The organism is Arsukibacterium sp., from assembly GCF_033721375.1.
Taxonomy (GTDB): Bacteria; Pseudomonadota; Gammaproteobacteria; order Enterobacterales; family Alteromonadaceae; genus Alishewanella.
Genome location: NZ_JAWWAP010000012.1, coordinates 36,145 through 58,418 on the forward strand (window position 1 = coordinate 36,145; position 22,274 = coordinate 58,418).

General features: G+C 48.7%; 25 protein-coding genes. 8 read left to right on the plus strand and 17 right to left on the minus strand.

Features of this window, described 5'->3' with window-relative positions; genetic code table 11:
• The 5 genes from R3187_RS17220 (at position 1) to R3187_RS17240 (ending at position 4,535) form a co-directional block, all read left to right on the plus strand.
• Entirely contained in the window at positions 1–1,413 is a 1,413-nt protein-coding gene (locus R3187_RS17220; RefSeq protein WP_318968299.1) for an FAD-dependent oxidoreductase, read from the plus strand.
• 285 nt (positions 1,414–1,698) lie between these two features.
• Positions 1,699–2,181 carry a ribonuclease E activity regulator RraA gene (gene rraA, locus R3187_RS17225; RefSeq protein WP_318968300.1) on the plus strand — a complete coding sequence of 161 codons (483 nt, stop codon included), beginning with the start codon at positions 1,699–1,701 and terminating at the stop codon, positions 2,179–2,181.
• A gap of 55 nt (positions 2,182–2,236) precedes the next feature.
• Positions 2,237–2,458 carry an addiction module protein gene (locus R3187_RS17230; protein ID WP_318968301.1) on the plus strand — a complete coding sequence of 74 codons (222 nt, stop codon included), beginning with the start codon at positions 2,237–2,239 and terminating at the stop codon, positions 2,456–2,458.
• The gene (locus R3187_RS17235) at positions 2,455–2,751 is read left to right on the plus strand and encodes a type II toxin-antitoxin system RelE/ParE family toxin (RefSeq protein ID WP_318968302.1); all 297 of its coding nucleotides are present in this window, start codon (positions 2,455–2,457) and stop codon (positions 2,749–2,751) included. The genes R3187_RS17230 and R3187_RS17235 overlap by 4 nt, the downstream gene beginning before the upstream one ends.
• A gap of 326 nt (positions 2,752–3,077) precedes the next feature.
• A complete protein-coding gene (locus tag R3187_RS17240; protein ID WP_318968303.1) occupies positions 3,078–4,535 on the plus strand; it encodes an FAD-binding oxidoreductase in 1,458 nt (485 codons plus the stop codon).
• Positions 4,536–4,614: 79 nt separating this feature from the next.
• Here R3187_RS17240 and R3187_RS17245 read toward each other — a convergent pair whose 3' ends face one another.
• The 11 genes from R3187_RS17245 to R3187_RS17295 all read right to left on the minus strand — a co-directional run bounded on the left by R3187_RS17245 (position 4,615) and on the right by R3187_RS17295 (position 13,441).
• Complete coding sequence (locus R3187_RS17245) at positions 4,615–5,856, minus strand: serine hydrolase domain-containing protein (protein ID WP_318968304.1); 1,242 nt, start codon at positions 5,854–5,856, stop codon at positions 4,615–4,617.
• A gap of 135 nt (positions 5,857–5,991) precedes the next feature.
• Entirely contained in the window at positions 5,992–7,551 is a 1,560-nt protein-coding gene (locus R3187_RS17250; RefSeq protein ID WP_318968305.1) for a M56 family metallopeptidase, read from the minus strand.
• A gap of 2 nt (positions 7,552–7,553) precedes the next feature.
• Positions 7,554–7,964 carry a BlaI/MecI/CopY family transcriptional regulator gene (locus R3187_RS17255; RefSeq protein ID WP_318968306.1) on the minus strand — a complete coding sequence of 137 codons (411 nt, stop codon included), beginning with the start codon at positions 7,962–7,964 and terminating at the stop codon, positions 7,554–7,556.
• 178 nt (positions 7,965–8,142) lie between these two features.
• Positions 8,143–8,361 carry a DUF6500 family protein gene (locus tag R3187_RS17260; RefSeq protein WP_318968307.1) on the minus strand — a complete coding sequence of 73 codons (219 nt, stop codon included), beginning with the start codon at positions 8,359–8,361 and terminating at the stop codon, positions 8,143–8,145.
• 68 nt (positions 8,362–8,429) lie between these two features.
• Positions 8,430–8,744, minus strand: a complete 315-nt coding sequence (locus R3187_RS17265) for a helix-turn-helix transcriptional regulator (protein WP_318968308.1) — start codon at positions 8,742–8,744, stop codon at positions 8,430–8,432.
• 65 nt (positions 8,745–8,809) lie between these two features.
• Positions 8,810–9,088, minus strand: coding sequence for a hypothetical protein (locus R3187_RS17270; protein WP_318968309.1), 279 nt, complete (start codon positions 9,086–9,088; stop codon positions 8,810–8,812).
• Between the two features lie 314 nt (positions 9,089–9,402).
• A complete protein-coding gene (locus tag R3187_RS17275; protein WP_318968310.1) occupies positions 9,403–10,365 on the minus strand; it encodes an acyl-CoA desaturase in 963 nt (320 codons plus the stop codon).
• A 36-nt stretch (positions 10,366–10,401) separates the two neighbouring features.
• Positions 10,402–11,124, minus strand: a complete 723-nt coding sequence (locus R3187_RS17280) for an alpha/beta fold hydrolase (protein WP_413229042.1) — start codon at positions 11,122–11,124, stop codon at positions 10,402–10,404.
• 84 nt (positions 11,125–11,208) lie between these two features.
• On the minus strand, positions 11,209–11,853 hold the full coding sequence (locus R3187_RS17285; protein WP_318968312.1) for a hypothetical protein: 645 nt from the start codon (positions 11,851–11,853) through the stop codon (positions 11,209–11,211).
• Between the two features lie 172 nt (positions 11,854–12,025).
• On the minus strand, positions 12,026–12,931 hold the full coding sequence (locus R3187_RS17290; protein WP_318968313.1) for a type II CAAX endopeptidase family protein: 906 nt from the start codon (positions 12,929–12,931) through the stop codon (positions 12,026–12,028).
• 210 nt (positions 12,932–13,141) lie between these two features.
• Complete coding sequence (locus tag R3187_RS17295; protein ID WP_318968314.1) at positions 13,142–13,441, minus strand: YciI-like protein; 300 nt, start codon at positions 13,439–13,441, stop codon at positions 13,142–13,144.
• Between the two features lie 141 nt (positions 13,442–13,582).
• Here R3187_RS17295 and R3187_RS17300 point away from each other — a divergent pair, with 141 nt between their 5' ends.
• Together R3187_RS17300 and R3187_RS17305 are read left to right on the plus strand one after the other, a co-directional pair.
• The gene (locus tag R3187_RS17300; RefSeq protein ID WP_318968315.1) at positions 13,583–14,629 is read left to right on the plus strand and encodes an RDD family protein; all 1,047 of its coding nucleotides are present in this window, start codon (positions 13,583–13,585) and stop codon (positions 14,627–14,629) included.
• Positions 14,630–14,826: 197 nt separating this feature from the next.
• Positions 14,827–16,959, plus strand: a complete 2,133-nt coding sequence (locus R3187_RS17305; RefSeq protein WP_413229043.1) for a prolyl oligopeptidase family serine peptidase — start codon at positions 14,827–14,829, stop codon at positions 16,957–16,959.
• Positions 16,960–17,095: 136 nt separating this feature from the next.
• Here the strand turns inward: R3187_RS17305 and R3187_RS17310 are convergent, their stop codons facing one another.
• The 3 genes from R3187_RS17310 to R3187_RS17320 form a co-directional block, all read right to left on the minus strand.
• Positions 17,096–17,377, minus strand: a complete 282-nt coding sequence (locus R3187_RS17310) for a type II toxin-antitoxin system RelE/ParE family toxin (protein WP_318968317.1) — start codon at positions 17,375–17,377, stop codon at positions 17,096–17,098.
• Positions 17,374–17,658, minus strand: coding sequence for a CopG family ribbon-helix-helix protein (locus R3187_RS17315; RefSeq protein WP_318968318.1), 285 nt, complete (start codon positions 17,656–17,658; stop codon positions 17,374–17,376). The genes R3187_RS17310 and R3187_RS17315 overlap by 4 nt, the downstream gene beginning before the upstream one ends.
• A gap of 325 nt (positions 17,659–17,983) precedes the next feature.
• Entirely contained in the window at positions 17,984–18,517 is a 534-nt protein-coding gene (locus R3187_RS17320; RefSeq protein WP_318968319.1) for a PRC-barrel domain-containing protein, read from the minus strand.
• Between the two features lie 251 nt (positions 18,518–18,768).
• Between R3187_RS17320 and R3187_RS17325 the strand changes: the two genes are divergently transcribed.
• Entirely contained in the window at positions 18,769–19,521 is a 753-nt protein-coding gene (locus R3187_RS17325) for an alpha/beta hydrolase (protein WP_318968320.1), read from the plus strand.
• Positions 19,522–19,581: 60 nt separating this feature from the next.
• Here the strand turns inward: R3187_RS17325 and R3187_RS17330 are convergent, their stop codons facing one another.
• The 3 genes from R3187_RS17330 to R3187_RS17340 all read right to left on the minus strand — a co-directional run bounded on the left by R3187_RS17330 (position 19,582) and on the right by R3187_RS17340 (position 22,271).
• Positions 19,582–20,235: an alpha/beta hydrolase gene (locus R3187_RS17330; protein ID WP_318968321.1), complete on the minus strand. Its 654-nt coding sequence runs from the start codon at positions 20,233–20,235 to the stop codon at positions 19,582–19,584.
• Between the two features lie 33 nt (positions 20,236–20,268).
• Positions 20,269–21,078, minus strand: a complete 810-nt coding sequence (locus R3187_RS17335) for an MBL fold metallo-hydrolase (RefSeq protein ID WP_318968322.1) — start codon at positions 21,076–21,078, stop codon at positions 20,269–20,271.
• A gap of 134 nt (positions 21,079–21,212) precedes the next feature.
• A complete protein-coding gene (locus R3187_RS17340; RefSeq protein ID WP_318968323.1) occupies positions 21,213–22,271 on the minus strand; it encodes a lipocalin-like domain-containing protein in 1,059 nt (352 codons plus the stop codon).
• Between the last annotated feature and the right edge of the window lie 3 nt (positions 22,272–22,274).

Here is a 22,274-nt window from a genome sequence, read left to right on the forward strand (position 1 = left end):
ATGGCACAGAATGTATATCAGTTTATTGACGTTAAACGGATTGATCCGCCCAAACGCTCACACAGCGAACGTACTATAGAGTTCGTGGAAATTTATCAGCCAATGACCAACACCCAGGTGGAAGGTCAGGCCGACCGTTGCCTCGATTGCGGCAACCCCTACTGTGAATGGAAGTGCCCGGTGCACAACTATATTCCGCAGTGGTTAAAGCTGGCAAACGAAGGCAAAATTATTGAAGCGGCCGAGCTGTCGCATAAAACCAATAGCCTGCCGGAAGTGTGTGGCCGGGTTTGCCCGCAAGACCGCTTATGCGAAGGTGCCTGTACCCTGGATGAAGGCTTTGGCGCCGTTACCATTGGCAGTATTGAAAAGTATATTAACGACAAAGCCTTTGAAATGGGCTGGCGACCCGATTTATCGGCGGTGATTAAAACCGACCTCCGGGTAGCCGTAATTGGCGCCGGCCCGGCCGGTTTGGCCTGCGCCGATGTGCTGGTGCGCAATGGCGTATCGCCGGTGGTATTCGACCGCTATCCGCAAATTGGTGGCTTGCTGACGTTCGGTATTCCGCCGTTTAAGCTGGAAAAAGAAGTATTAAGCCGCCGGCGCGATATTTTTGAAAGTATGGGTATCGAGTTTCGGTTAAATACCAATGTCGGGGTTGATGTCAGCTTCGACAGCCTGCTGGACGAATACGATGCGGTGTTTTTAGCGCTGGGTACCTACACGCCAATGAAAGGCGGCCTGGTTAATGAAGATGCGCCCGGCGTGTATGAAGCGCTGCCGTTTTTAATCGGCAATATTAATAACCTGATGGGCTGGCAAACCGAGCATCCGTTTGTCAGCTTAAAAGACAAAACCGTGGTGGTACTGGGCGGTGGCGATACCGCAATGGACTGCGTCCGTACCTCGATTCGCCAGGGCGCTACCAAGGTAAGTTGTGCCTACCGGCGCGACGAAGCCAATATGCCGGGCTCGCGTAAAGAAGTGCAAAATGCCCGCGAAGAAGGGGTAGAGTTTTTATTTAACCTGCAACCGCTGGGTATTGAAGTGGACAGCGAGGGCAAGGTGTGCGGCGTAAAAGTGGTCAGAACGGAGCTGGGTGCGCCCGATCCTAAAGGCCGGCGCAGCCCACAACCGGTAGCAGGCTCCGAGCAGGTACTGGCGGCCGACGCAGTCATTATCGCCTTTGGTTTTCAGCCAAGCCCACCGCAGTGGCTAATTGATATGGGCGTCGAGCTCGACAGCAAAGGCCGGGTTGTTGCCTCTGAACAAAGCCCTTATGCCCTTCAGACCAACCAGCAGAAAATTTTTGCCGGTGGCGATATGGTATTAGGCTCTGATTTAGTGGTCACCGCCATTGCCCAGGGCCGCAAAGCCGCAGAAGGGATGCTGGACTATTTGCAGGTATAAAGAGGCAAGTATAAAGACGCAGGTGTAATAGCCGGCTTTTGCCAACCGCTAAGCAGGAGTTAATAAGCGAGATTAGGGGGCGAACTCTGGTGTAATGCTCGAACCGGCTTTTACCAACCGCTAAGCCGGAGTTGATAAGCGAGATTAGGTTTGCCCTAAGCCAACCGTTGAAGCCCCGGACGGGCGGAAACGAGTCCCCATGGATGGGTTCACGACGTGTTGGCGTGGGCAAACCGGTTCGAGCCATGCACAAACCATCACGCTGACACAAAAAGGACAACCATAATGCCGCCATTTACCCTACCCGACTTATGCGACGCCCACGCCGACTGCATTCGCGTGGCCGAGCCCATTTTTACTAACTACGGCGCTAAAGCCTGTTTTGGCGGAGAAATTGTTACCGTTAAATGTTTTGAAGATAACTCCAAGGTAAAACAACTGGTGGCAACACCGGGCCAGGGCAAGGTGCTGGTGGTTGATGGCGGTGGCTCAAAACGCCATGCCCTGCTCGGCGACATGCTGGCCGAACAAGCGGCAGCAAATGGCTGGCAAGGTATTATTGTCAACGGCTATATTCGCGACATCGACATCATCCGCCAAACCCCACTCGGCGTGCAGGCATTGGGCATACACCCAATGAAAACCGACAAACGCGATTTAGGCGACATTAATGTGCCGGTGACCTTCGCCGGAGTCGATTTTATTCCCGGCCAGTATGTCTATGCCGATAATAATGGGGTGCTGGTGGCGACTAAGCAGTTGGTTTGAGTTATCCAAGCGCTGTTGCTATGCTTTGCCAAAGTTACTTACTACGGCCAGTTTTATGATTACCGCTGAACAAATTAAACAGCTTTCTACCACTGAAAAACTGCAGGTTATGGAAACCTTGTGGCAAGAGCTTACCGCCGAAGGGGCCGAACAGTTGGCCTCCCCAGCCTGGCATCAGCAGGCATTGCAGCAGACTGAGCTTGCTGTCAGAGAAGGTGATGAAGTCACCCATGATTGGGAGCTGGCTAAAGAAAGTTTGCGCGACAAATTCCGATGAAAATACAGGTTCTTACTGCGGCAATAAAAGACCTGAACAATGGCCATTTATTTTATCAGCAGCAAGGAGAATATCTTGGCGACTACTTCCTTGATTCTCTTTTCAGTGACATCGATTCTTTAATAATTTACGCAGGCATCCACCAGCAGGTTTTCGGTTATTACCGCATGCTGGCGCATCGCTTCCCATTCGCGGTCTACTACAAAATGCCGGAGCCCGATGAAGTGGTAGTGTGGCGGGTGTTAGATATGCGTGTTGAGCCAGCAAAGACGGTTAAACGCCTGAAAGTTTAAACTACCTCAGGGTCACTACCTCAGGGTCAGGTCTTGCCTTTTGCCACCGAAAGCTTTGCATTGTCAGACTACCCCCAAACGAATACCACTCTTACTTTAAACTTAAATACCGTCAAGTATTTAAATCGGCTAAGCCTTAACTGCTTTGATGTACTTTGCCACGACTAACAGCAGCTAAGGCCCGGTTGACCAACCTGGTGATGAGCTGTTTGTAGAATAATTTCCAGCAAGCCTGGATGCACGTTAAATATATCCGCTAACACATTGTTATTTATGTGTGGGTTAATTATCTTATGCGCTGTTAAATGACAGGGATGCTGTGAAAGATGATTAAGAAGTTAAGCATTGCCATGCTGGCAATAGTGGTAGTGTTGCTATGTTGGTGTTTAAGTTATCTGCTGCCTTATATGACTCAGTCTGCAGTCGCCACTAACCCTCTTGTTATTAACGATATTACCCAGCTAAATCCCATCACTGTCACGAAGGTAATTGCCCCCCAAACTGAGGCGGAATTAGTGCAGCAACTGCTGAACTCAAGCGGCGCCGTATCTGTTGGTGGTGGACGTTATAGTCAGGGAGGTCAGACAGCATTGGCAGACAGCCTGCATATTGATATGCGCAGTTATAACAACATTGTTAACTTTTCTCCGGATAAAAAACTCATTACCGTGCAGGCAGGTATAACCTGGCGAGCCATTCAAAATCATATTGATCCCTATGATTTATCAGTAAAAATTATGCAAAGCTATGCTGACTTTACTGTTGGCGGCTCGCTGAGTGTGAACGCCCATGGTCGCTATATTGGCGAGGGGCCATTAATTAATTCAGTGCAGGCGATCAGACTGTTGCTGGCCGATGGCAACGTAATTACAGCTACGCCCGAAAATAACAGCGAGCTGTTTTATGCTGCTATCGGCGGCTATGGCGCTATGGGTATTATCCTTGAGGCCAGCCTACAACTTACTGATAACAGCCGGGTGCAGCGCCAGGTAACCAACATGGCTGCACAGGACTACCACGATTTTTTTCAGGCACAGATCCGAGATAATTCTCAAGTTGTGTTTCACAATGCTGTGCTTTACCCACCGCATTATAACCAAATAGCCGCAGTATCATGGTTGACGACAGACAGCCCGGTTACAGTAGCTAGCAGGTTGCATAGCCCTGACGCCCGCTACTGGTGGCAACCAGCACTAACTGATTTTGTGGCTGATTATGATTTTGCAAAACGGCTGCGACAGCACTGGTTGGATCCTGTGCTGTATCGCCAGCCCGCCGTGCATTGGCGCAATTATGAAGCCAGTTATGATGTAAGAGAGTTAGAACCTGCAAACAGAACAAAGCAGACTTATGGTTTACGCGAGTATTTTGTGCCGGTTAATAATTTTGATGCTTTTGCCACACAACTGGCGGCGGTATTGCAACAGCATAAGGTTAACGTGTTAAACGTTTCAGTAAGACATGCTTTGGCGGACAAAGGTTCTTTGCTGGCATGGGCACCTGAAGAAACCTTCGCCTTTGTTATATATTACCGCCAGGGTACTGATGAGCATGCCCGCCAGCACACCGACCGCTGGAGTCAGCAGCTTATTGAGGCGGTACTGGCGCATGGCGGAACCTATTACCTGCCTTATCAACCCAGCGCAACACCGGCACAATTTCAACAAGCTTATCCGCGCGCGCCTGAATTTTTTCAATTAAAGCAGCAGTATGACCCGCAAAACCGCTTTAGCAGCCAGTTTTGGACTAAGTACCAACCACCATTTATGGCTGATAGCATTTAAACCTGAGGGTCAGGTATTGCATTTTGCCTTGTTAATCTGATGGCAAATGCCAGACCTAACCCTGCCCCTGAATATGCAGTTAAGGCTGCGGCGATAGCCACTCCGGTGCCATTTCCTGCAAAAAAGGCCGGGTAATCCGGGCTGCCTGGCCGGCAAAATCACAGTAATTTTCTTTCACCGTATTAATGTTCATTGCCACCACTAATTGTAAATCAGGGTAGAGTACTAACCAACTTTGCGCACCATCAGACACACCGCCATGATGCACCGAACTCACGGCATGACGCAGCCGGTTTTCTTTATCGCAGATCAGGTGATCCTGTGAGAAATGGCGCCAGCCCAGAGCATAACCCTGCTCATTTACCTCACCGTTATTCAGGCGCTGCGGTGTCCAGAACTCCTGCTGCAAAGCGGTAGGAATAAACTCCGGGTTAAACCAGGCAGAGCCTAATTTTGCTAAATCAGCAGAACTTGCCACTAAGCCACCACCGGCCCACTTCTGGCTTAAATTCACCGGCCAGTGCGGTTTAGCATAGCCATCATAGGTGAAATAAAAGCTAACCCTGTTGGGTAAAAACCGGTCGGCATAGTCTGCTGACAACGAACTTAGTTGTAATGGCGTACTGACTGATTGCGCAAGATACTGCAAAAATGGCTGGTTAGTGGCATTTTGCAGCACGGCGCTGGCCAGGTTGACATCAAAAGAGCTGTAATGAAAACCGTCACCGGGACTGAACAACAATTCGCTGCTATCAAACACACTAAGTGCATGTTCGACATCGGTATAGTTACGTTGCTTCAACAATGTTCTGATAGCACCCATGCTATCTGTGTTCTGCTGATAGCCCGGCAAACCTGCGGTATGGGACATCAGTTGGCGCACGGTAAAATTTTGCCATGCCGGATTGGGTAAGTCAGCCATATAGCGGCTGATCGGACTATCCAGATCAATACTGTCAGCCGCCACTGCCCGGGCTAAGCTGGTGGCAGTGACGGCTTTAGAGGTACTGCCAATCCGAAACTGGCTGTTAATATTAACAGCCTGCTTTGTCTCCAAATCGGCGTAACCCACTGCGCCTGCCCAAATAAGCTTACCGCGCCAGGCGACAGCGGCCGTAACTGCCGGAAATTGTTGCTCCTGCTGTGCCAGAACCAGTTCTGCCATAGCTTGCTCAGCCGCCTGCCCGAACTCTTGCGAATACAGCTCGCTTTGCTGGGGCACCGCGACAGCTAGTGGCAACCATCCGGAAAACCAGTAGCCCAGTATCGCTATTGCGGCAACTAACAGCAGGCCAAGTAAACTTAACAGTATTTTTTTCATTAGTTATGCTCCGAATTTATATACTTTGTTACAGGCAAAGCTTCTTTTTGCAGACAAAGCTTCGCCATCAGCCTCAAAGAGACCTGCAAAAACATTGATACAAGGTGAAAAGTGGTTAAGGTTGTCGTCGAATCATCAGAGGCTGGCTCCTTGTGCCCGCAGATAGGTCCGGATCTCGTCGGTGGCAGCGCGGCTGAGCGCGGACCGCAGTTCCCGGCCATCCAGTAGCGGTGCTTCAACTTTCAGATTCACTCTGGCACCGACACTTACCAGATATTGCACCATTGCCAGGTCGCCAAGATAACTGGCATTGATCAGCGCGGTTTCATCAGCCAGCACTACCGCATTGACATCGGCCCCGGCGGCGATTAATTGCTGAGCCAGTGCCAGGTTGCGCCGCTGTACTGCAATAATCAGTGCGTTGCCATCGCCTCTGCTGCTGGCATTGACATCGGCACCCGCTTTTAGCAAAACGTTAATCACTTCGGTGTTTTCATAACGTACTGCCACCATCAGTGGGGTACCCTCGCCCGGCATGGCTTGATTTAGCAAATTCTCTTTTTTAATCAGCTGCTGTACGGTTGGTAAATCGTTCTGCTTTATACTGCGGATCAACTCATCTAAGGGCCCAAGCTGACTTAGCGTTATCTGCCCGTGCTGTTTGGGAAGTTTGGCAACTTGCCAATGCTGTGTCAGGCCATAAGTCAGCAGCAGCATCACTGCTATTGTAGTAAGCATCAGAGCAGCCACCGGCGTTATTCTGCCAGTAGAGCCCTGTAATACCGTGCTGATACGTCGTGCCAGCAAAGGTTGTTGCTGCCAGGGCATTGCCATTATTGCCGGCTGAGCTGTAACCATTTTCTTATTACAGTCCAGCAATGTCTGGGCATAACGATAAGGCTGGCTTAAACCTGCAATCACGGCAGCATCGCAGCTTAATTCCCGATAGCTGGTTAACTGCCGGCTCAACATCCGCCACAACGGACTGCAGCAGCAAACAATCCCCGCTAGTTGCTGTAAGTAAAAAGCCATTAAATCACCACGCTGCCAGTGCATCCTTTCATGCTCAATAACATGCTGCAGTTGCTCTGCAGATAAGCTATGCAGCCACTGAGTGGGTAACAGGATCCTGGGGTGACGCAAGCCCAACAACATTGCGCTGCTGATTGCCGGATGCTGATATAGCCCGGGGTAACCGTTTGCAGTTGCTGGCAGCACTAGCGGCAGCACTACTGGCTGTGCCTGCTGCCATAACCGACGGCTGAGCCGGTAACTTTGGTAAAAACGATAACCTTGCGCCAGACAAACTAACGGCAATAACAACAGTAACCATACTGGTGGCGACAATAAATAAAACAGTTGCGGCGTTAACGCGAAGCGTTGGGTCATTTCTGGCGCAGCCTCAGCGGTAGCGGGCTCAGAATAGCGCAATTGAGCTAATGGTTCAGCCTGAAAGGGCAATGTAGCTACGTTACTGTTAAGCGGTTGCGACTCAAGGCTGCCCTCAGAAGTCAGTGTTAGCAGCAACATAGGTAAGATAAACAGCAGTACGATAAGCGCGGTCCAGCAACGCAACATAAGTTGCGGCGCAGGTTGCCAGCGGCTTCTGCCAAGCCAATACAGCCAGGGTACTGTTAACGCAGCAATCCCCAGATGGAGCAGTAAATAAAACAGCAACCAGCTGAATTCATACATGCTCAGTGCTCCTGCTTTTCCGTATCAGCAGCGTGGCTGGCCTGCGCATCAATTTGCTCCTGCAATTCCTGCTGCAGCTCTGCGGGCAGTTGCTGCTGCTCCAGTAAATGCTGTGCCAGCAAGGTAGGTGACCCACCAAAAAAACGTTTTAGTAAGGCGGTCAGTGCCTGAGTACGCGCTTCCTGCTGCACGGTTATTGCTTCATAAATAAAGGCTTTACCCTGCTTTTCACATTGCACATGGCCTTTATCGAGCAAAATACGACATAAGGTTTGCACCGTGGTATAGGCTAATGCGGCTTGCTTGTTCAATTCAGCCGTAATGGTTTTCACAGAGCAAGGGCCATGCTGCCACAACACCTGCATGACTTTTTGCTCAGCACTGGTTAGCTCGGGTGATTTTTTCCTGACCATATACGACACCTACTAAATAATTAGTTTTTAATCTAGCTGAACACTAAACGTCTTGCAACTAATAGTTTAGTTTTTAACACTCCAGGTAAGTAACAGCTGTTGCCGCGCCAAAATTATGCAGTAGATTTTATTCCCGGCCAGTATGTCTATGCCGACAATAATGGCGTGCTGGTGGCGACTAAAGCCCTGCTATAGCCAGCTGCTTTATTTTCAGTGCTTTCTCAAAATGGTCCAGCCGGTGGGTGTGGATCCACCAGGTTGCCGCTTCCATCAGTAGCTGGGGGTCATCATTTTTATTGGCGAAAAAGGCATAAAACGAAACCCCGACTGTTTCGCCTTTGGCGAGGATTTTTTTGTCACAAACGGCAATAATTTTTTGTCTTAAGCTGACGCGCATAACTGAAGATTTCCGAAGATTATTGTGGATTAAACACGGTGCCCTGATGAAAAATCGCCTGCCATTTTTTATGCCACTGACTTGCTGATATTTTGCGAAACAACATACGCCTTGTACTGGGCGTCAATTCTAAAGAACACGTCTACCGGCGCGTTATAAACCCGCTTAATCTTGGTTGCCAGGTCGATACTTAACTCACTTTCGCCGTTTATAAAACGGGTAATTGTAGATTTAGCCACATTGAGATCTCGGGCGGCATCAGCTGCTGTCAGGTTTTTACGTTGCAGAAAGCGTTTGAAATGTGCACCAGCCCCTTTTGGCGCGCCAATCAGGCCCATCTCACGCAGGTTTTCACTGGTCAGTAATTCAGTAGTATTTTTCATTTCATTAATTACCTTTGCTCAGAACAGCGCGCTGAAATAGCGCAACAACTTTACACCAATACAACTTAGCTGTAGCTAATAACCTCAATCATAAGCATTTCGTCGTCTTCGCTTTCTCCAATTAAGCCAGCCACCACAAACTGAAAGTTTTCCCGTATCGATACACTGAAACTGTTGCCCTGTAACACCATATCGTCTAACAAAACTTCCTTGGCCTCCTGCAGTGATATCGAATTAACAAGAATATCAATTATGTCCGTTAATTCTTCCCGCGCAAGCGCGGAAAGGCTATTGATAGCTGCCTCTGTGCATGCTTCCTTTCCAGGTTTGACAACTACCCGCAATCGTCACCTCCTTGTTCGTGACCTTTATCAGCGACATGAATATTCTAGACACAAGTTGCGCAACACGCAACTCTGGTTTGACCAAAAAAACAACTGTCATTATCTTGCCGCTCCATTGCTTTGGCTACCTTGAAACCTCAGGGGCAGATCTTGACCAATGGGGTCAGAGTCATTGATATCATGGAGATTGCTTTGCTTAGGCGATTACGACTAACAATCAATGGTTTTGACCCTTTTGATTGGACTTGATACCGGAATACTAAGTCACGGGGGCAGGCTTTGAATCTTGCCAATTTTCAATAGGATCATTGGCGTCAGCCTCTTCTGATAAACTTAGCAATCTCACAGTCTTCCGGCACTCGCTCTACCCGGCTATCAAGATCGCTAGCCTCAGTAACTAACTCTGGCCGTATCGGTAACTGTATTGGTAACCGAATATTTTTAACGATACCAAGATTGCGCAGTGCATTTAGCACCCACCAGCCCGGGTCTGGCTCATCGGTGTATAGCCCAAGCATGGCGGAGCCTGGATAGGCGTGATGATTATTGTGCCAGGCTTCTCCCATAGAAAGCAGGCCTGCCAGGCGAATATTATGCCCCTGCACAGCAGCACCCTCTACCCGCCAGGTTCGTTCACCTTCATTGTGCGCAAAATAGCCGATAAGCCAGTGGCCACCTACGGACACCGCTATCCGCACTGATACGCCCCAGACCAACCAACTTAAGCCTCCCATCCAATACAGCGGTACGGCAACGACCAGTTGTTGCCACATCCAGGTTTTCTCAATAAGGCGATAAAACGGATCAGCAAGCACTTCCTGTTCAATATTAAAGGTGGGGCCATTTTTCAATTGCAGATCACAGTTAAGTTGCCACCAGCCGTCTTTTAACATACCGGAACCATGTAGCAGGTAATCATGGCAGCGGCTTTGGCGCTGCGCCCAGTCCCGTAAATCGTGCTGTTTCATCATGCCAATCGGCCCAGCCATGCCGACCAAGGTTCCCAGATATACAAACAGATACTCAAGCCATTTCGGGCATTCATACGACCGGTGGATCAGCAGTCTGTGCATGCCTAGCGAGTGACCAAAGCAAAGTGTGACGGCCGTTAGCAGCAAAAAGATAGCGAAGGACGACATGGTTAACACAAATGGTGCGACAACAACAGTTGCCAGTAAATGGCTGAGAAACCACACCGATTTAACGGAGCTCCAAACTACCTTTCCGATATGGGCATCGGTATTTGCTGTCGCTTTAACTCTTCCGGTATTTAGCATGATTGTTCAAACTTTTAGGTTTTACGCCTTGTGGCATTAGGTTATCAGCAAAGTCTTTATACAGTTAGCAGCTTTTACTATGGCAGCTGCGCTGTCTCTGGGGTTTGCCTGCAAAATAAAGTGCGGGCCGTTAATTTCTGCGAACGTTATATTGCTATAGGCCTGCACAAATTCCTGTTTTTTTATTGGCGGTACCAGCCTGTCTTGTGTCGCCGCTATGTATACTGCAGGTACATCAGATGTAAACCCATCATACTTAGTCTGGGCAATTATTCTGAGCCTTGCTTTAAGTACCTTGGCAGGAACCGTATTTAACGCAGCCTGAAACAATGCCATTTGCTCGGGTGTTGCATCTTTACCCAGCATCAACAGTCGGTAAACTGCACCCGAAAAAGGCAGCATTGTTAAATGGCGCAGCGGTAAAAACGATGCCAGCCAGGCGATTAACTTTTTGGGACCTGACAAAAATGACGCAACAAATATAATGCCTTTTAAATGCGGCACTGGCTGCTGAGACAGGCAGGCGGCGATGCCGCCTGAAAATGATTCGGCAATGAGCACAAAGTCTTCTGTTGGAAGTTGCGCCAATACGTTGGCTGCTAAGGTGCGGTAGTCTTGTGCGCCGTCCGTTGGCAAAGGCATAACCTGTATTGCCAGGCTATGATCTTGGCCTGCGTGTTCTTGCACTGTACCGTTTTGAAAATACTTTACCAATGGCTCAAATAAAAGCCCGGTTCCATCCATTCCTGGTAACAGCACTAACTTCAAGTTTTATCGCCTTTTATCAATTATGGCTACAGTGCCACGTATATTAGTGCCATTTATATTATTTTGCTTATCCGGTTAGCTTTTACGACTTGTAAGCAGGACAACACCCAACCAGGAAAACCAGACAATTTGGCTTATTCCAAAAATTTCAGTGAATATATCAGCTGGGTAAATGGTGAGAATACCGACAACGCCAACAAAAAGCCCAAGGTAGTTAAGCGTTGTAGGAAGTGCTTTACCTTTAAGCGCTGCAATACTTAATAACAGAACCCATAGCCCACCAACAATTTCATTACCCCCACCCAGACCTTCGACGACAGCGTTGATCGTTCTCCAAAGTGCCATAGCCTGTTCTGGTTGCTGAACTGATAGTTCCAGAGCCACAGCTAAGCCAATATTCGATACCATGCCGCTAGCTATTACCAACCCCACCCAAACCACCCCAAAAATAGCAGCCATTTGGGAAAGGATTGGGGTGTTCACCTTCAGTCGCTCATGCAATGCCAGAACTAATACCGCCAGAAGGATGCCAAATAGCACATAGATAGTGAAAGTTACGATGGACAAGATGCCCTGATTTTCAGCCAGGAAAGCAAATTTTTGGACAGCGTCAGCATCGGCAGGGAAATTCCAGAAGGCCCCAAAAAAAACGAAAGCTGACAGGTAAATGGCAGCCTGAAAAAGCGCTGTGACACCACCTGCTTTTTGTAAGTTATTCATTGCTCTTCCCTTGCTCAAAAACATCAATTTAGCATCAAGTGATAGCTATTCACGGCTTTAAGTTGTAACAAAAGCTTGCGCCTCAACAAAGGATTGGCAACATTGCTTTTCAATTGGAAGTTCTGCTGGCAACAGCACTAACTTCAATTTCTATCGCCTTTTAAAATAACAGTCAGCATGCACGCGCCGATTTTGTTTCAGCCTGCGCCAGACGCACCGCGGCTGATGGATAAAACCGCTGCTGCTTTTTTGCCAACCAGATTAAAGCGGCTACTGACATAATTACCATGACCAGGGTAATTACCGAGTCTTCCGGGCCTACTACGCCGCCGGTTAACCAGTTTGGGCCCTGATAAACACTTTGCAGAGGCGCCATTGCTTGCCAGTCGTCCAGACCGGATAACGGTAACCCGGTTAGCACCACAGTAAAATTCCAGGCGGCATGATGTGCCGCCACCACCCAGACGTTGCGCACATAAACATACATTACTGTCCAGAGCGCGCCAATTAAGGTGCCGGATATTACGGTAATAATTAGCGCCTGCAGGTCCATCTGGCCATCAATATTAGCGATATGTAGCAAGGAGAAAATCAGCGATTGCAGCCACAGTGCTGTTACCGTGCCCCACTGGCTTTCCAGCGCCTGAAACAACACCGCCCGGAACACAATTTCTTCAATCACAGCGGCCACCAGAATTACCAAGGCGATATCGGCTAAGCCGCTTTGCCAGCCACGGTAAGCGGTTACTTCGTATACACCACCAGCAAATAAAAGTGCTGACACCAGGACAATCATCCCAGCACCAGCCAATAAGCCAACCGCGACCTTGGTAAGTGGAAATTGCAATTCGGTAACAGGCCGCTTTTCGCCATAGCGCACATATACACCATAGGCCAATAACATAGCCAGTAAGATACCTACCCGGCGCAGCAGCGCGGTAGTAGGATCATCAAGCTGAAACAGCCACTGCAAAGCCGGTAGCAGCAGCCAGCGGTAAGCCATCACCGCCAGCGCGATGATAGTGATCGCCAGTAGCAATTTAGCCAAAACCGCTTTAATAGATAAAATAACCGGCAACCACCACTCCTTAACGCTGCAAAGAACATCACAACCATACATGGCGTTATGCCGCAACGGGTTTTGGGCTAAGCGCTTGATAACACTAGCAGGGGTGATATGAAATAAAAAATATTATTAGGTAACAAAAGATGTCTGCAAACTGTTGTAGCTAAGGCAGAAAACTGGGGGCAGCAACACCAGGCATTAACCCCAAGAAGGTCGGCCCGCTCAACCTTTTACCGGGTTCGCTGCGCCCTCGCCGACGACAGTATGCCAGGGTTTTACCTGCCAGTTTGTCACCAGGCCGTTTACTACGTAAGGGTCGGCTTTGGCAAACGCAGCTGGAATATCTGCACTGTCGCAGCTGAACAGTAACAAAGCGCTGTCTGCTGGCTCGCCCACCGCACCACCCAGCTGTAATTCGCCGCGCTCAACAGCTTGCCAGGCCAATGCCAAATGCGCCGAGCGAAACTCAGCACGTCGCTGCAAATAATCTGGCGCGGTGTCATAGATAAGCAGAAAGTGCATCGGCTAACTCCTTTCTTAATCAAAAATATACGGCTTCAGGTCGTCTTTTTATCACCCTAAACGTTGGGGAACATATTACAATAGCTTTGCGGCCGGTTTAGGGTAAATTGAATTTTTTTAAAATGGTAGAGCAGCATTGTGATGAGTTTGCACCAGTTTGACGGTAATGCCAGCATTACGGAAGTATCACCGGGGGTATATGTTGACCTTAATGGCCACCAGCTTTCCCCGCAGCAAGTGCGCGAAGTGGTTACCCCGCACGATTTTACCGTAGCCAATGCCCTGGTGGGTCGCTCCCTGGCAAAGCCGTGGCGCCGCGGTGTGGCAATAGCCCTGGATGGTGTGCTTATCGCTTTACTTACCTCCGGTAGCTTTTTATTCCTGCTGCCTGTCGCGGCTTATCTGGCTTATCGCTGCCATTTACAACACAACAACCGGCGCCGGAATATTGTCATCGTTTTCGCGCTGTTATCGTTGTTTTTATTACCACTGATGCCGGGGGAAACCGACGAGCGCAGCGACTACAACGTAAAAGAAGGTGTACTAATTACCGCCAGCGCCATTGCGCTTACCAGCACAGACTGCAATGCCGATTGCGCTGATGAGCAGTTAGAGAATATCAGCGAACAGTTACGTGGCAGTAAGCTTACCGACGATGAAATTGACAGCATGATTACAGACTTGCTTGAGGATTCAATACTGACACCGGCAGAGCAAACAGTGGCGCTGAATAAAGCGATGAGCAATATTAAACAGCATCGCCAACAAGCCGCGCAGCAGGCTACCGATAAGTTAATTGAAACCACCACCCAGTCTGAAGCAGACACCTCGTGGTGGCAAAAGTTAGCCCAATCAGATCACAGTGTTCTAAAATGGCTGCAAGGCATTTTAACTGATTTAGGCATTGGTTTTGGGTGGGCAGTGTTTTATTTCACCCTGTTTATCAGTTGGAATGGTGGCCAGACGCTTGGCAAAGCCTGTATGGCGATAAAAGTGGTGCAGCTGAATAACACACCGCTGACGCTGTGGCAGGCATTTGGTCGCCAGGGTGGCTATAGCGCAGGCTTTGCCACAGGGTTGCTGGGGTTTATTCAGATATACTGGGACCCAAACCGGCAAGCTATTCAGGATAAAGTAGCCGATACCTTAGTACTCAAAATAAGTACACAAAACAAGTACTCAAAATAAGTACACAAAACAAGTACTCAAAATAAGTACTGAAAATATAAGCTGAATATACCAATTCCAGGTAAACCTCCTGGGCAATAATCTGGTTTACATTGGCCGCCACTGTCTTTACATTAAATCCCTCTACATTAAATCCCTAAACATTGAATACAGTGCAATAAAAATAATAAAACCCTGAGGCTACAATGAAACTAAAAATGATCGTAACGGTTGCGAGCTTATCTTTACTAAGCGCATGTAACCCTGCAGATACCGCAAAGCAAGCCAATCAAGAAGTGCAAACACCCATGACAGCAAGCATTAGCGAAGCACCGCTATGGTTAGAAGAAGTTGAAGGCGAACAGGCCCTTGCCAAGGTCACCAACTGGAACAAGCGCACGCTGGACAAACTTACCAGTGACCCGCGTTTCAGCCAGTATCAGCAAGCGGCGTTAAATATTGTCAATGCCACCGATAAAATCCCGTACGGCACTTACCGCAACGATATGGTGTACAACTTCTGGCAGGATGAAAACCATGTCAGGGGTGTGTTACGGCAAACCAGCCTGGCTGAATACCGCAAAGCACAACCGCAATGGCAAACCCTGCTGGATATTGATGCCCTCTCTGCCGCCGAAGGTAAAAACTGGGTGTTCAGCGGAACAACCTGCGCAGAAAGCGATTACAACCTGTGCATGGTGTCGTTATCTGATGGCGGCAAAGATGCGGTAGAAATGCGTGAGTGGAACCGCGCCAGCAAAAGCTTCGTGGATAACGGTTTTTATCTGCCCGAAGCAAAAACAGCGCTGAGCTGGAATAGCCCAGACAGCCTGCATGTTGGCACCAACTGGGGTGATGGCATGCTAACCGACAGCGGCTACCCCTATGTGATTAAACAACTGCAACGCGGCCAGTCGCTGGACGAAGCGGTGACGGTGTTTAGTGGCAGTAAAACCGATGTCGGCGTCTTTCCTTATGCGGTTAAACACCAGGATAAGCAGTTAAATATGGTGGTGCGGGCCATTACGTTTTACGAGTCTGAGTACTATTGGCTCCCGGAAAATGGCGAACCGGTGCAGTTGCCGATCCCTAACACGTCAAGTATCAACGGCATTTTTAAAGGGCAACTTATTTTAAGCCTGAAACAAGACTGGACCCCGGAAGGCAGTGCCACCTCTTTTAAAAGTGGCGATTTAGTGTCTTTTGATATGCAAAACTGGCTGCAGAACAATAAAATTGGTGCTGTGCAATTGGTTTATCAGCCGGATCAACGTGCCACACTGGATGGGGTAGCGATTACCGCCAGCAAACTGGTGCTTAATGTGCTCGAAAACGTGGTCAACAAGATCTATGTTTATGACTTCAACGACGGTAACTGGCAGCACAACAAGCTGGCCTTGCCGGATAACAGCACGATGTCGGTCTCTTCAGCCAATGATGACAGCGACATTATTTTTGTTAATCAGGAAAACTTTGTCTCGCAAGACACCCTGTATCAGGTCAATGTCAGCAACGCTGATATTGTAGCGATTAAATCTACACCGGCCCGGTTTGATGCCGCTGATTTAGTGGTGCAGCAATATTTTGCCAGCTCTACTGACGGTGAAAAAATACCGTATTTTGTGGTGCACAAACAAGGCATCACCCTCGACGGCAGCAACCCTACCCTGCAATACGCCTACGGTGGCTTTGAAGTATCGATGAAACCCAGCTATTCCGGCATTCTTGGTAAAAACTGGCTGGAACAAGGCGGTGTTTATGTGCTGGCCAATATCCGTGGTGGCGGTGAGTACGGCCCGGCCTGGCATCAGGCGGGGTTAAAAACGAAGCGCCAGATTATCTACGACGATATGATTGCGGTAGCAGAAGATATCATTGCCAAAAAAATCACCTCGCCCGAGCATCTGGGGGTAATGGGGGGGTCAAATGGCGGCTTATTAATGGGCGTGATGTATACCCAACGGCCTGATTTGTGGAATGCCGTGGTGTGTCAGGTGCCGCTACTTGATATGTTGCGTTATCACACCTTACTGGCGGGTGCGTCATGGGTAGGTGAGTATGGCAGCCCGGATATTCCGGAAGAGCGGGCTTTTCTGCAGAAAATATCGCCGTTACACAATATTGATCCTAAGGGCGAATATCCTGCAATATTTTTTGTAACCTCGACCAAAGATGACCGGGTACATCCGGCTCATGCCAGAAAAATGGCTTACATGTTAGAGCAGTATGGCCACAATTTTGAATATTATGAAAACATTGACGGCGGCCACTCTGCGGCAGCGAATCTGCAGGAAACCGCCAAAAGAACTGCGCTCGAGTACACCTTTTTAAGTCAGCAGTTAATGAAGTAATTATTAATACAGTGACTATTAATTAAGTAACTGCGGCACGGTACTGCAACAACAGATGGTTACAGCCCAGCTATAACCATCTGTTTTATTCTCTGCGCATTCTCAAAATGAACCAGCCGGTGGGTTTGGAAACTTGTTAACGCTCATTTTCAAGTCCATGCCATACCCGAAGAATTATGATCGTATTGCTGTGCAGTGAATAGCGAACGATGTATTTTCCAAAAACCATATCACGTATGTCATCAGGTACTGGTGCCATTTGAACCGGAGAGCCTATCTTTGGAAAATCTGGCAAAACCTTAATTCTGGCAATCAACTCTCCCGCAATCCTGCTGGCTGCACTTGGGTTATGAGCTGCGATAAACTCCCGCAAACGCTTCAAATCTTCTATCGCGTCGGCGGTATAAACTAATCTCACTTCTGATATCCAGACTTTGGCCCCGGAGCATCCAGCTCTTGGTCTGTGCCCCAGCTGCCCAACCAATCGTGCACCTCACTCGCATCAACCACTTGTCCCTGGGCAGCTGATTCCATGGCATCTAAAGTTTGTTGCCAGCGTTCTTGCTCTAAATTCTGCTTAACAAAGTATTCAGATAAGGCTTGATTGATTACCCATCCTTTACTCCGATGAAGCCTACCCGCAATGGCTTCCAATTGCTCCTCAACCTCAGTCTGCAATCGAACTGTAGTAACGCTCATGATAAACTCCCCCACCAAACGACAGTGTAATACATTGTAGTTAGCCAGAGTTTGAAAAGCAATTTAACGTTTTTGAGGGCTGCCTGCAGAGCCGGCATTGAGTCAAACTCCCCTTTTTGCCATACTTAAGCATTTGAAAAACACGGCGAGTTACCACAGGGTTGCTGGGGTTTATCCAGATATACTGGGACCCAAACCGGCAAGCTATTCAGGACAAAGTAGCCGACACCTTAGCACTCAAAATAAGTACTGAAAATATAAGCTGAATAAAAGAAAGATGGATGGATAAAGGGCCTGACAGGCCCTTTGTCACGGACGGCTGGATTTAGTTATAATTAGTCGCATCATCGATGTCGTCGCCTAAATCCTCAGCCCCTTCTTCTAACTCATACCAGGCTGAAGAGGTGGCTTCTTTAGTATCCTCCCAGGCGCTTTCGCTAACGCGCTTGGTCTCCTGCCAGGTCTGTTGCAGCGAAGCACTGGTTTGGTTCCACCAGTCCTGAGTGTATTCGGGCCGTTGCTTTAACTGGTCCTGGGTCATTTCCAAATGCACTTCATACTCCACGTTGCTAAAGCCTTTTTTGCCCGACTCTGGAGCAACGGTAAAATCGCCACGTTGAACGACGACTTCTCTGCCGCCAAGCCCCAGTATTTCGCCAGTCTCAATAACTAATGAATGGACGGACATACCGTTACCCATCAGGATATTCTCGACCTCACCAATTTCTTCACCGGTGCTGTCAAATACCTCAGCATCTTCAAGCTTGTCCATCGAGTATAATCCCTCTGCTGCTACTGCAGAGCCAGCCATTAAACTGGCAATAAGTGCAGGAAGGGCGAGTTTTTGAATATATTTCATAGTTTTTCTCCTTTGATGGAAAAATGTGCATGAATGCCCCGAAAAAAGGGGAGAATTCATCAGCTTCAATGAATAGGTAGCAAAACGCATACCAAACTGGCTTCAGTAAATATCGGCGATGTGTACGTTAATGAGAAATGAGTCTGAGTAAGAGGTAAATCGACATCTATAACATGCAGTCGTTTTGCTTTCGCCGATGGGTGCGCTAAGCTGCCTTTTATTGATGTAATACCAGCGGCCAGAACATGCGTATGCTGTTTTCCCTTGCAGGTTACCTGCTGGCGGGCTATTGCCTGCTGTGCTTATTAGTGTATCTGTTGCAGCGCCAGTTAATTTATTTCCCGGTAGCGGCGCAGTTGCCAGCCACTGATCCGCTGCTGTTGCAACAAGCTGATGCTACCGTGCTGGTTAGCCGCAAAGCGCGCGACAGTGCGCAGGCGCTGCTGTATTTTGGCGGCAATGCCGAGGATGTCAGTGTGTCCTTGCCGGAATTTACCGCGGCGTTTCCTGAACACGCTATTTATCTGATGCATTATCGTGGTTATGGTGGCAGTAGTGGTAAACCTTCAGAGCAGGCATTGGTTGCCGATGCGCTGGCACTGTATGACCAGCTGCAAAGCAACCATAGTGACATTACCGTGATAGGGCGCAGCCTCGGTTCTGGCATCGCGGTGCAACTAGCGGCGCAGCGTAACGTAGCACAACTGGTATTAATTACCCCTTTTGATAGCCTGAGCGCGCTGGCAAGCCGGCAGTTTCCGTTTATTCCGGTGCAGTGGTTGTTAAAAGATAGCTATAAATCGGTTGAGTATGCGCCAGCCATTAACAGCCCCACCCTGCTGTTAGTCGCAGAGCAGGACGAAATAATAGGCCACGCCCACAGCGAAGCACTGCATCAGGCCTTTGCACCCGGCATAGCCACACTTATTCGTTATAGCGGTAACCATAATAGCTATTTGCCAGCCAGTCAGCTTGCCGATTGGCTGGCTGCTACACCACCTTGAGATTTGTCGCAACCCTGCTGAAACCATCTGCTTTAAGCCGGCAAAAATGCATAAAACGAATTAGTCACCGGCCCGGTGAACCCAATCAAGTACTGGCTCAACCCATTCGACATGCGGCAGATAGAAGGCACCATGCAAATTGCCGGTAGCTATTTTGATCTCTTTGAACGACTGCGGCTGCTCGGTCAGCTCTGCAAGTGACTGGCAACTCGTTGCCAGGGTATCGCTGGCCTCGTAGACCGAAAGCACATGGCCGGTTAATCGTAGTTGGATTGGCATTGAACCGCGAGAGCAAGCCGCCAACAGCACAAAACGAACTTGCGGCCGTCGCAGAATACTAGAAACCCGTATTGCAATGCCGCCGCCTTTGGAGAAGCCGGCAACAACTATGTTTTCAGGCGGGACGCCGCGATCTATCAATTCTTCGACTTGCGCGACAACAATACCAGCGTAAGCGTTCATATCAGTGTCTGGCGGGCGCTGTGCCGAAATAACTACTGCCCCACGGGAAGCGAGCGCCCCCAGTACCGCAGGGTAGTCATAAAGCCCGAAACGCGGATCGGTGGGGCGAGGGCCGGCGTTTTCAATGATCCGGCCATGCAGGTAAATCACATAGGTCTTTGCCGGCTCGGGGGACGTTGGCACGTCGGTATGGACAGTTGCCACACAAGCCGGAGCAACTGCAGCGAATAAAACAAAAAACCAGGCCTTCATCGACTGCTCCTTGTAGGTGCTCCTTGGTTACATTTATTGCTCAAATGTGTCCAAAGTTCTTTCGATAAATCTGATAAGCGCCTGCTCTGCTATGTATGGCTGCTCGTCATTGACATTGAATTTTTCATAAATACTTCTGATTTGTTCATCTTTGCTGATGTCGCTGGCGGCCATGTTATCATCGTTAAGCGCTTGTACTCTGGCTACCCAGGCTGCGGTGTTTGTTCTGAATAACGCTAATTTTTCTTTAGTTGCCGGCGCGCCGTGCCCTGGAATAACAACTGCCGAGTTATCGCCAAGCGACTCAATGCCTGCCACAGCGCGGTTAAGCCCCGCCAGACCGCCAGACCAGAATGAAGGAATGGCTTTACCTCTGGTTTCATAGATGTCGCCGACAAAAATGCTATTGCTTTGCTTGTGATAAAACACCTGGTCGTTACCGGTGTGGGAACTGAACCGAAGCGCCTGAAGCTCCTCAAAGTTGTCAACATTGTCGATAAGCGCGCAGCCTTTGGACTGAAAATAATCGTTGCCGCTAGTATGGTCAGGATGACCATGGGTGTTTAACACAAAGCATGTTGCATGTGGAAACGTCTCAGCGACAAATTGGCTTAATTGTTCCAGATTGGCGGTTCCTGCGGCCGGGTCAATTAGCACCACACCCTGATCTGTATTTATTAAACCAATATTTGTCCATGAATTTGAAAACCGCAAAATATAAGCCTGGTCAGACAATTTATCTATCAGCATGTGGTCTGATGCTGCCAGGGTTTGCGGACTATAAAAATAAGTTGCAGCAAAAAGCAGCAGTGCAGCAACAGCGTTACAGGTTAGCTTGTTCATAATCATTTCCTCGCAGCGATAGCCGCCAGCCACTTTGCAATCAGTGAGAAAACTAACACGAATTGGCTGAAAATAATCGTAAACGTTGCTCAGTTTTGTAACAAAGTTTTACAGGGTTTTAAATACCAATATGGTCAATAGCCTGCTAATTCCGCATAGCCTGTACCGTTAAATCCGTTGGTTGCTTTTACCCGACCTTCCCAATATTGGGTCGACAGCCTATTTAAAGAATCTTTGGTGATGGTTTCAATCAGAATAGGTGTTGCGTCAGCCAGTTCAATTTTCCATTGACTTGGATATTCTGTGCCATCGATCGTGATATGGTCTAAAACGATTACACTGATTTCTTGCCGGGGGATGTGAATTGCCTCGCCATTTTCGGCAATCCGGGTACCACTGCAGTAGTCATAATGTTGCTTTGCATCGCGGATACAAAATAGCATTAAGCCTTGTTTGGGATGCTGCTCACTAACCAGACTAAACCAATCCCAGCCGAGTTGACTTTTATCCAGTAAACTTGCCGACCATTCTCTGTCATACCAGGCATTACCCGATACATTGTATTGTTTGCCATTAAACGTGACCGTGCCGCTGGTTTCTAAAAACGGATAGCTGAAATAATAAGACGCATGGCCGCTAGCTGTTTTTTGGCTATAGCCATTTTCACCATGCAAGATAAGTGGGCTATTACCGAGCGACACATCAATAGCATAATCGCCCTGCTCAGCTTGCAGTTGTAGCGGTAAAAAGTCTTGCTGTGTGCTTTTTAACGACCAATCATCTAACTGCGCTGAGAACGGGCTTGCTGAAATCGCGGCTTGTCCTCTGCGGGCAAAGCGTTCAAACGCAATATGGGTTTGCTGGTGTTGTAGCGCAAAATGGGCAAAATAAAGCTGGTTGTCCCACCAGGCTGATGCAAAAGGTAAAGGCAGCTGTGTTCTGAATAACGTCCACTGCACACCGAATGTTTCACCAGTGTCTGCAGTGAGGTTCGCGGTGATATACCACCATTCAATGCCTTGCTCGGGGTGAGGGCCATGATCTTGCGGAAAAACCAGCCCTGTTTTTTTGTCGACCGGCTCACCACTTACTGTCTGTAATGCTTGCGAGTTTTTTGACGTTGCTGCAGGTTCACAGCCCAACAGCAATAACGTTAGAAGCATGACGAGGATCAGAAAAGCGCATTTAATCATTGG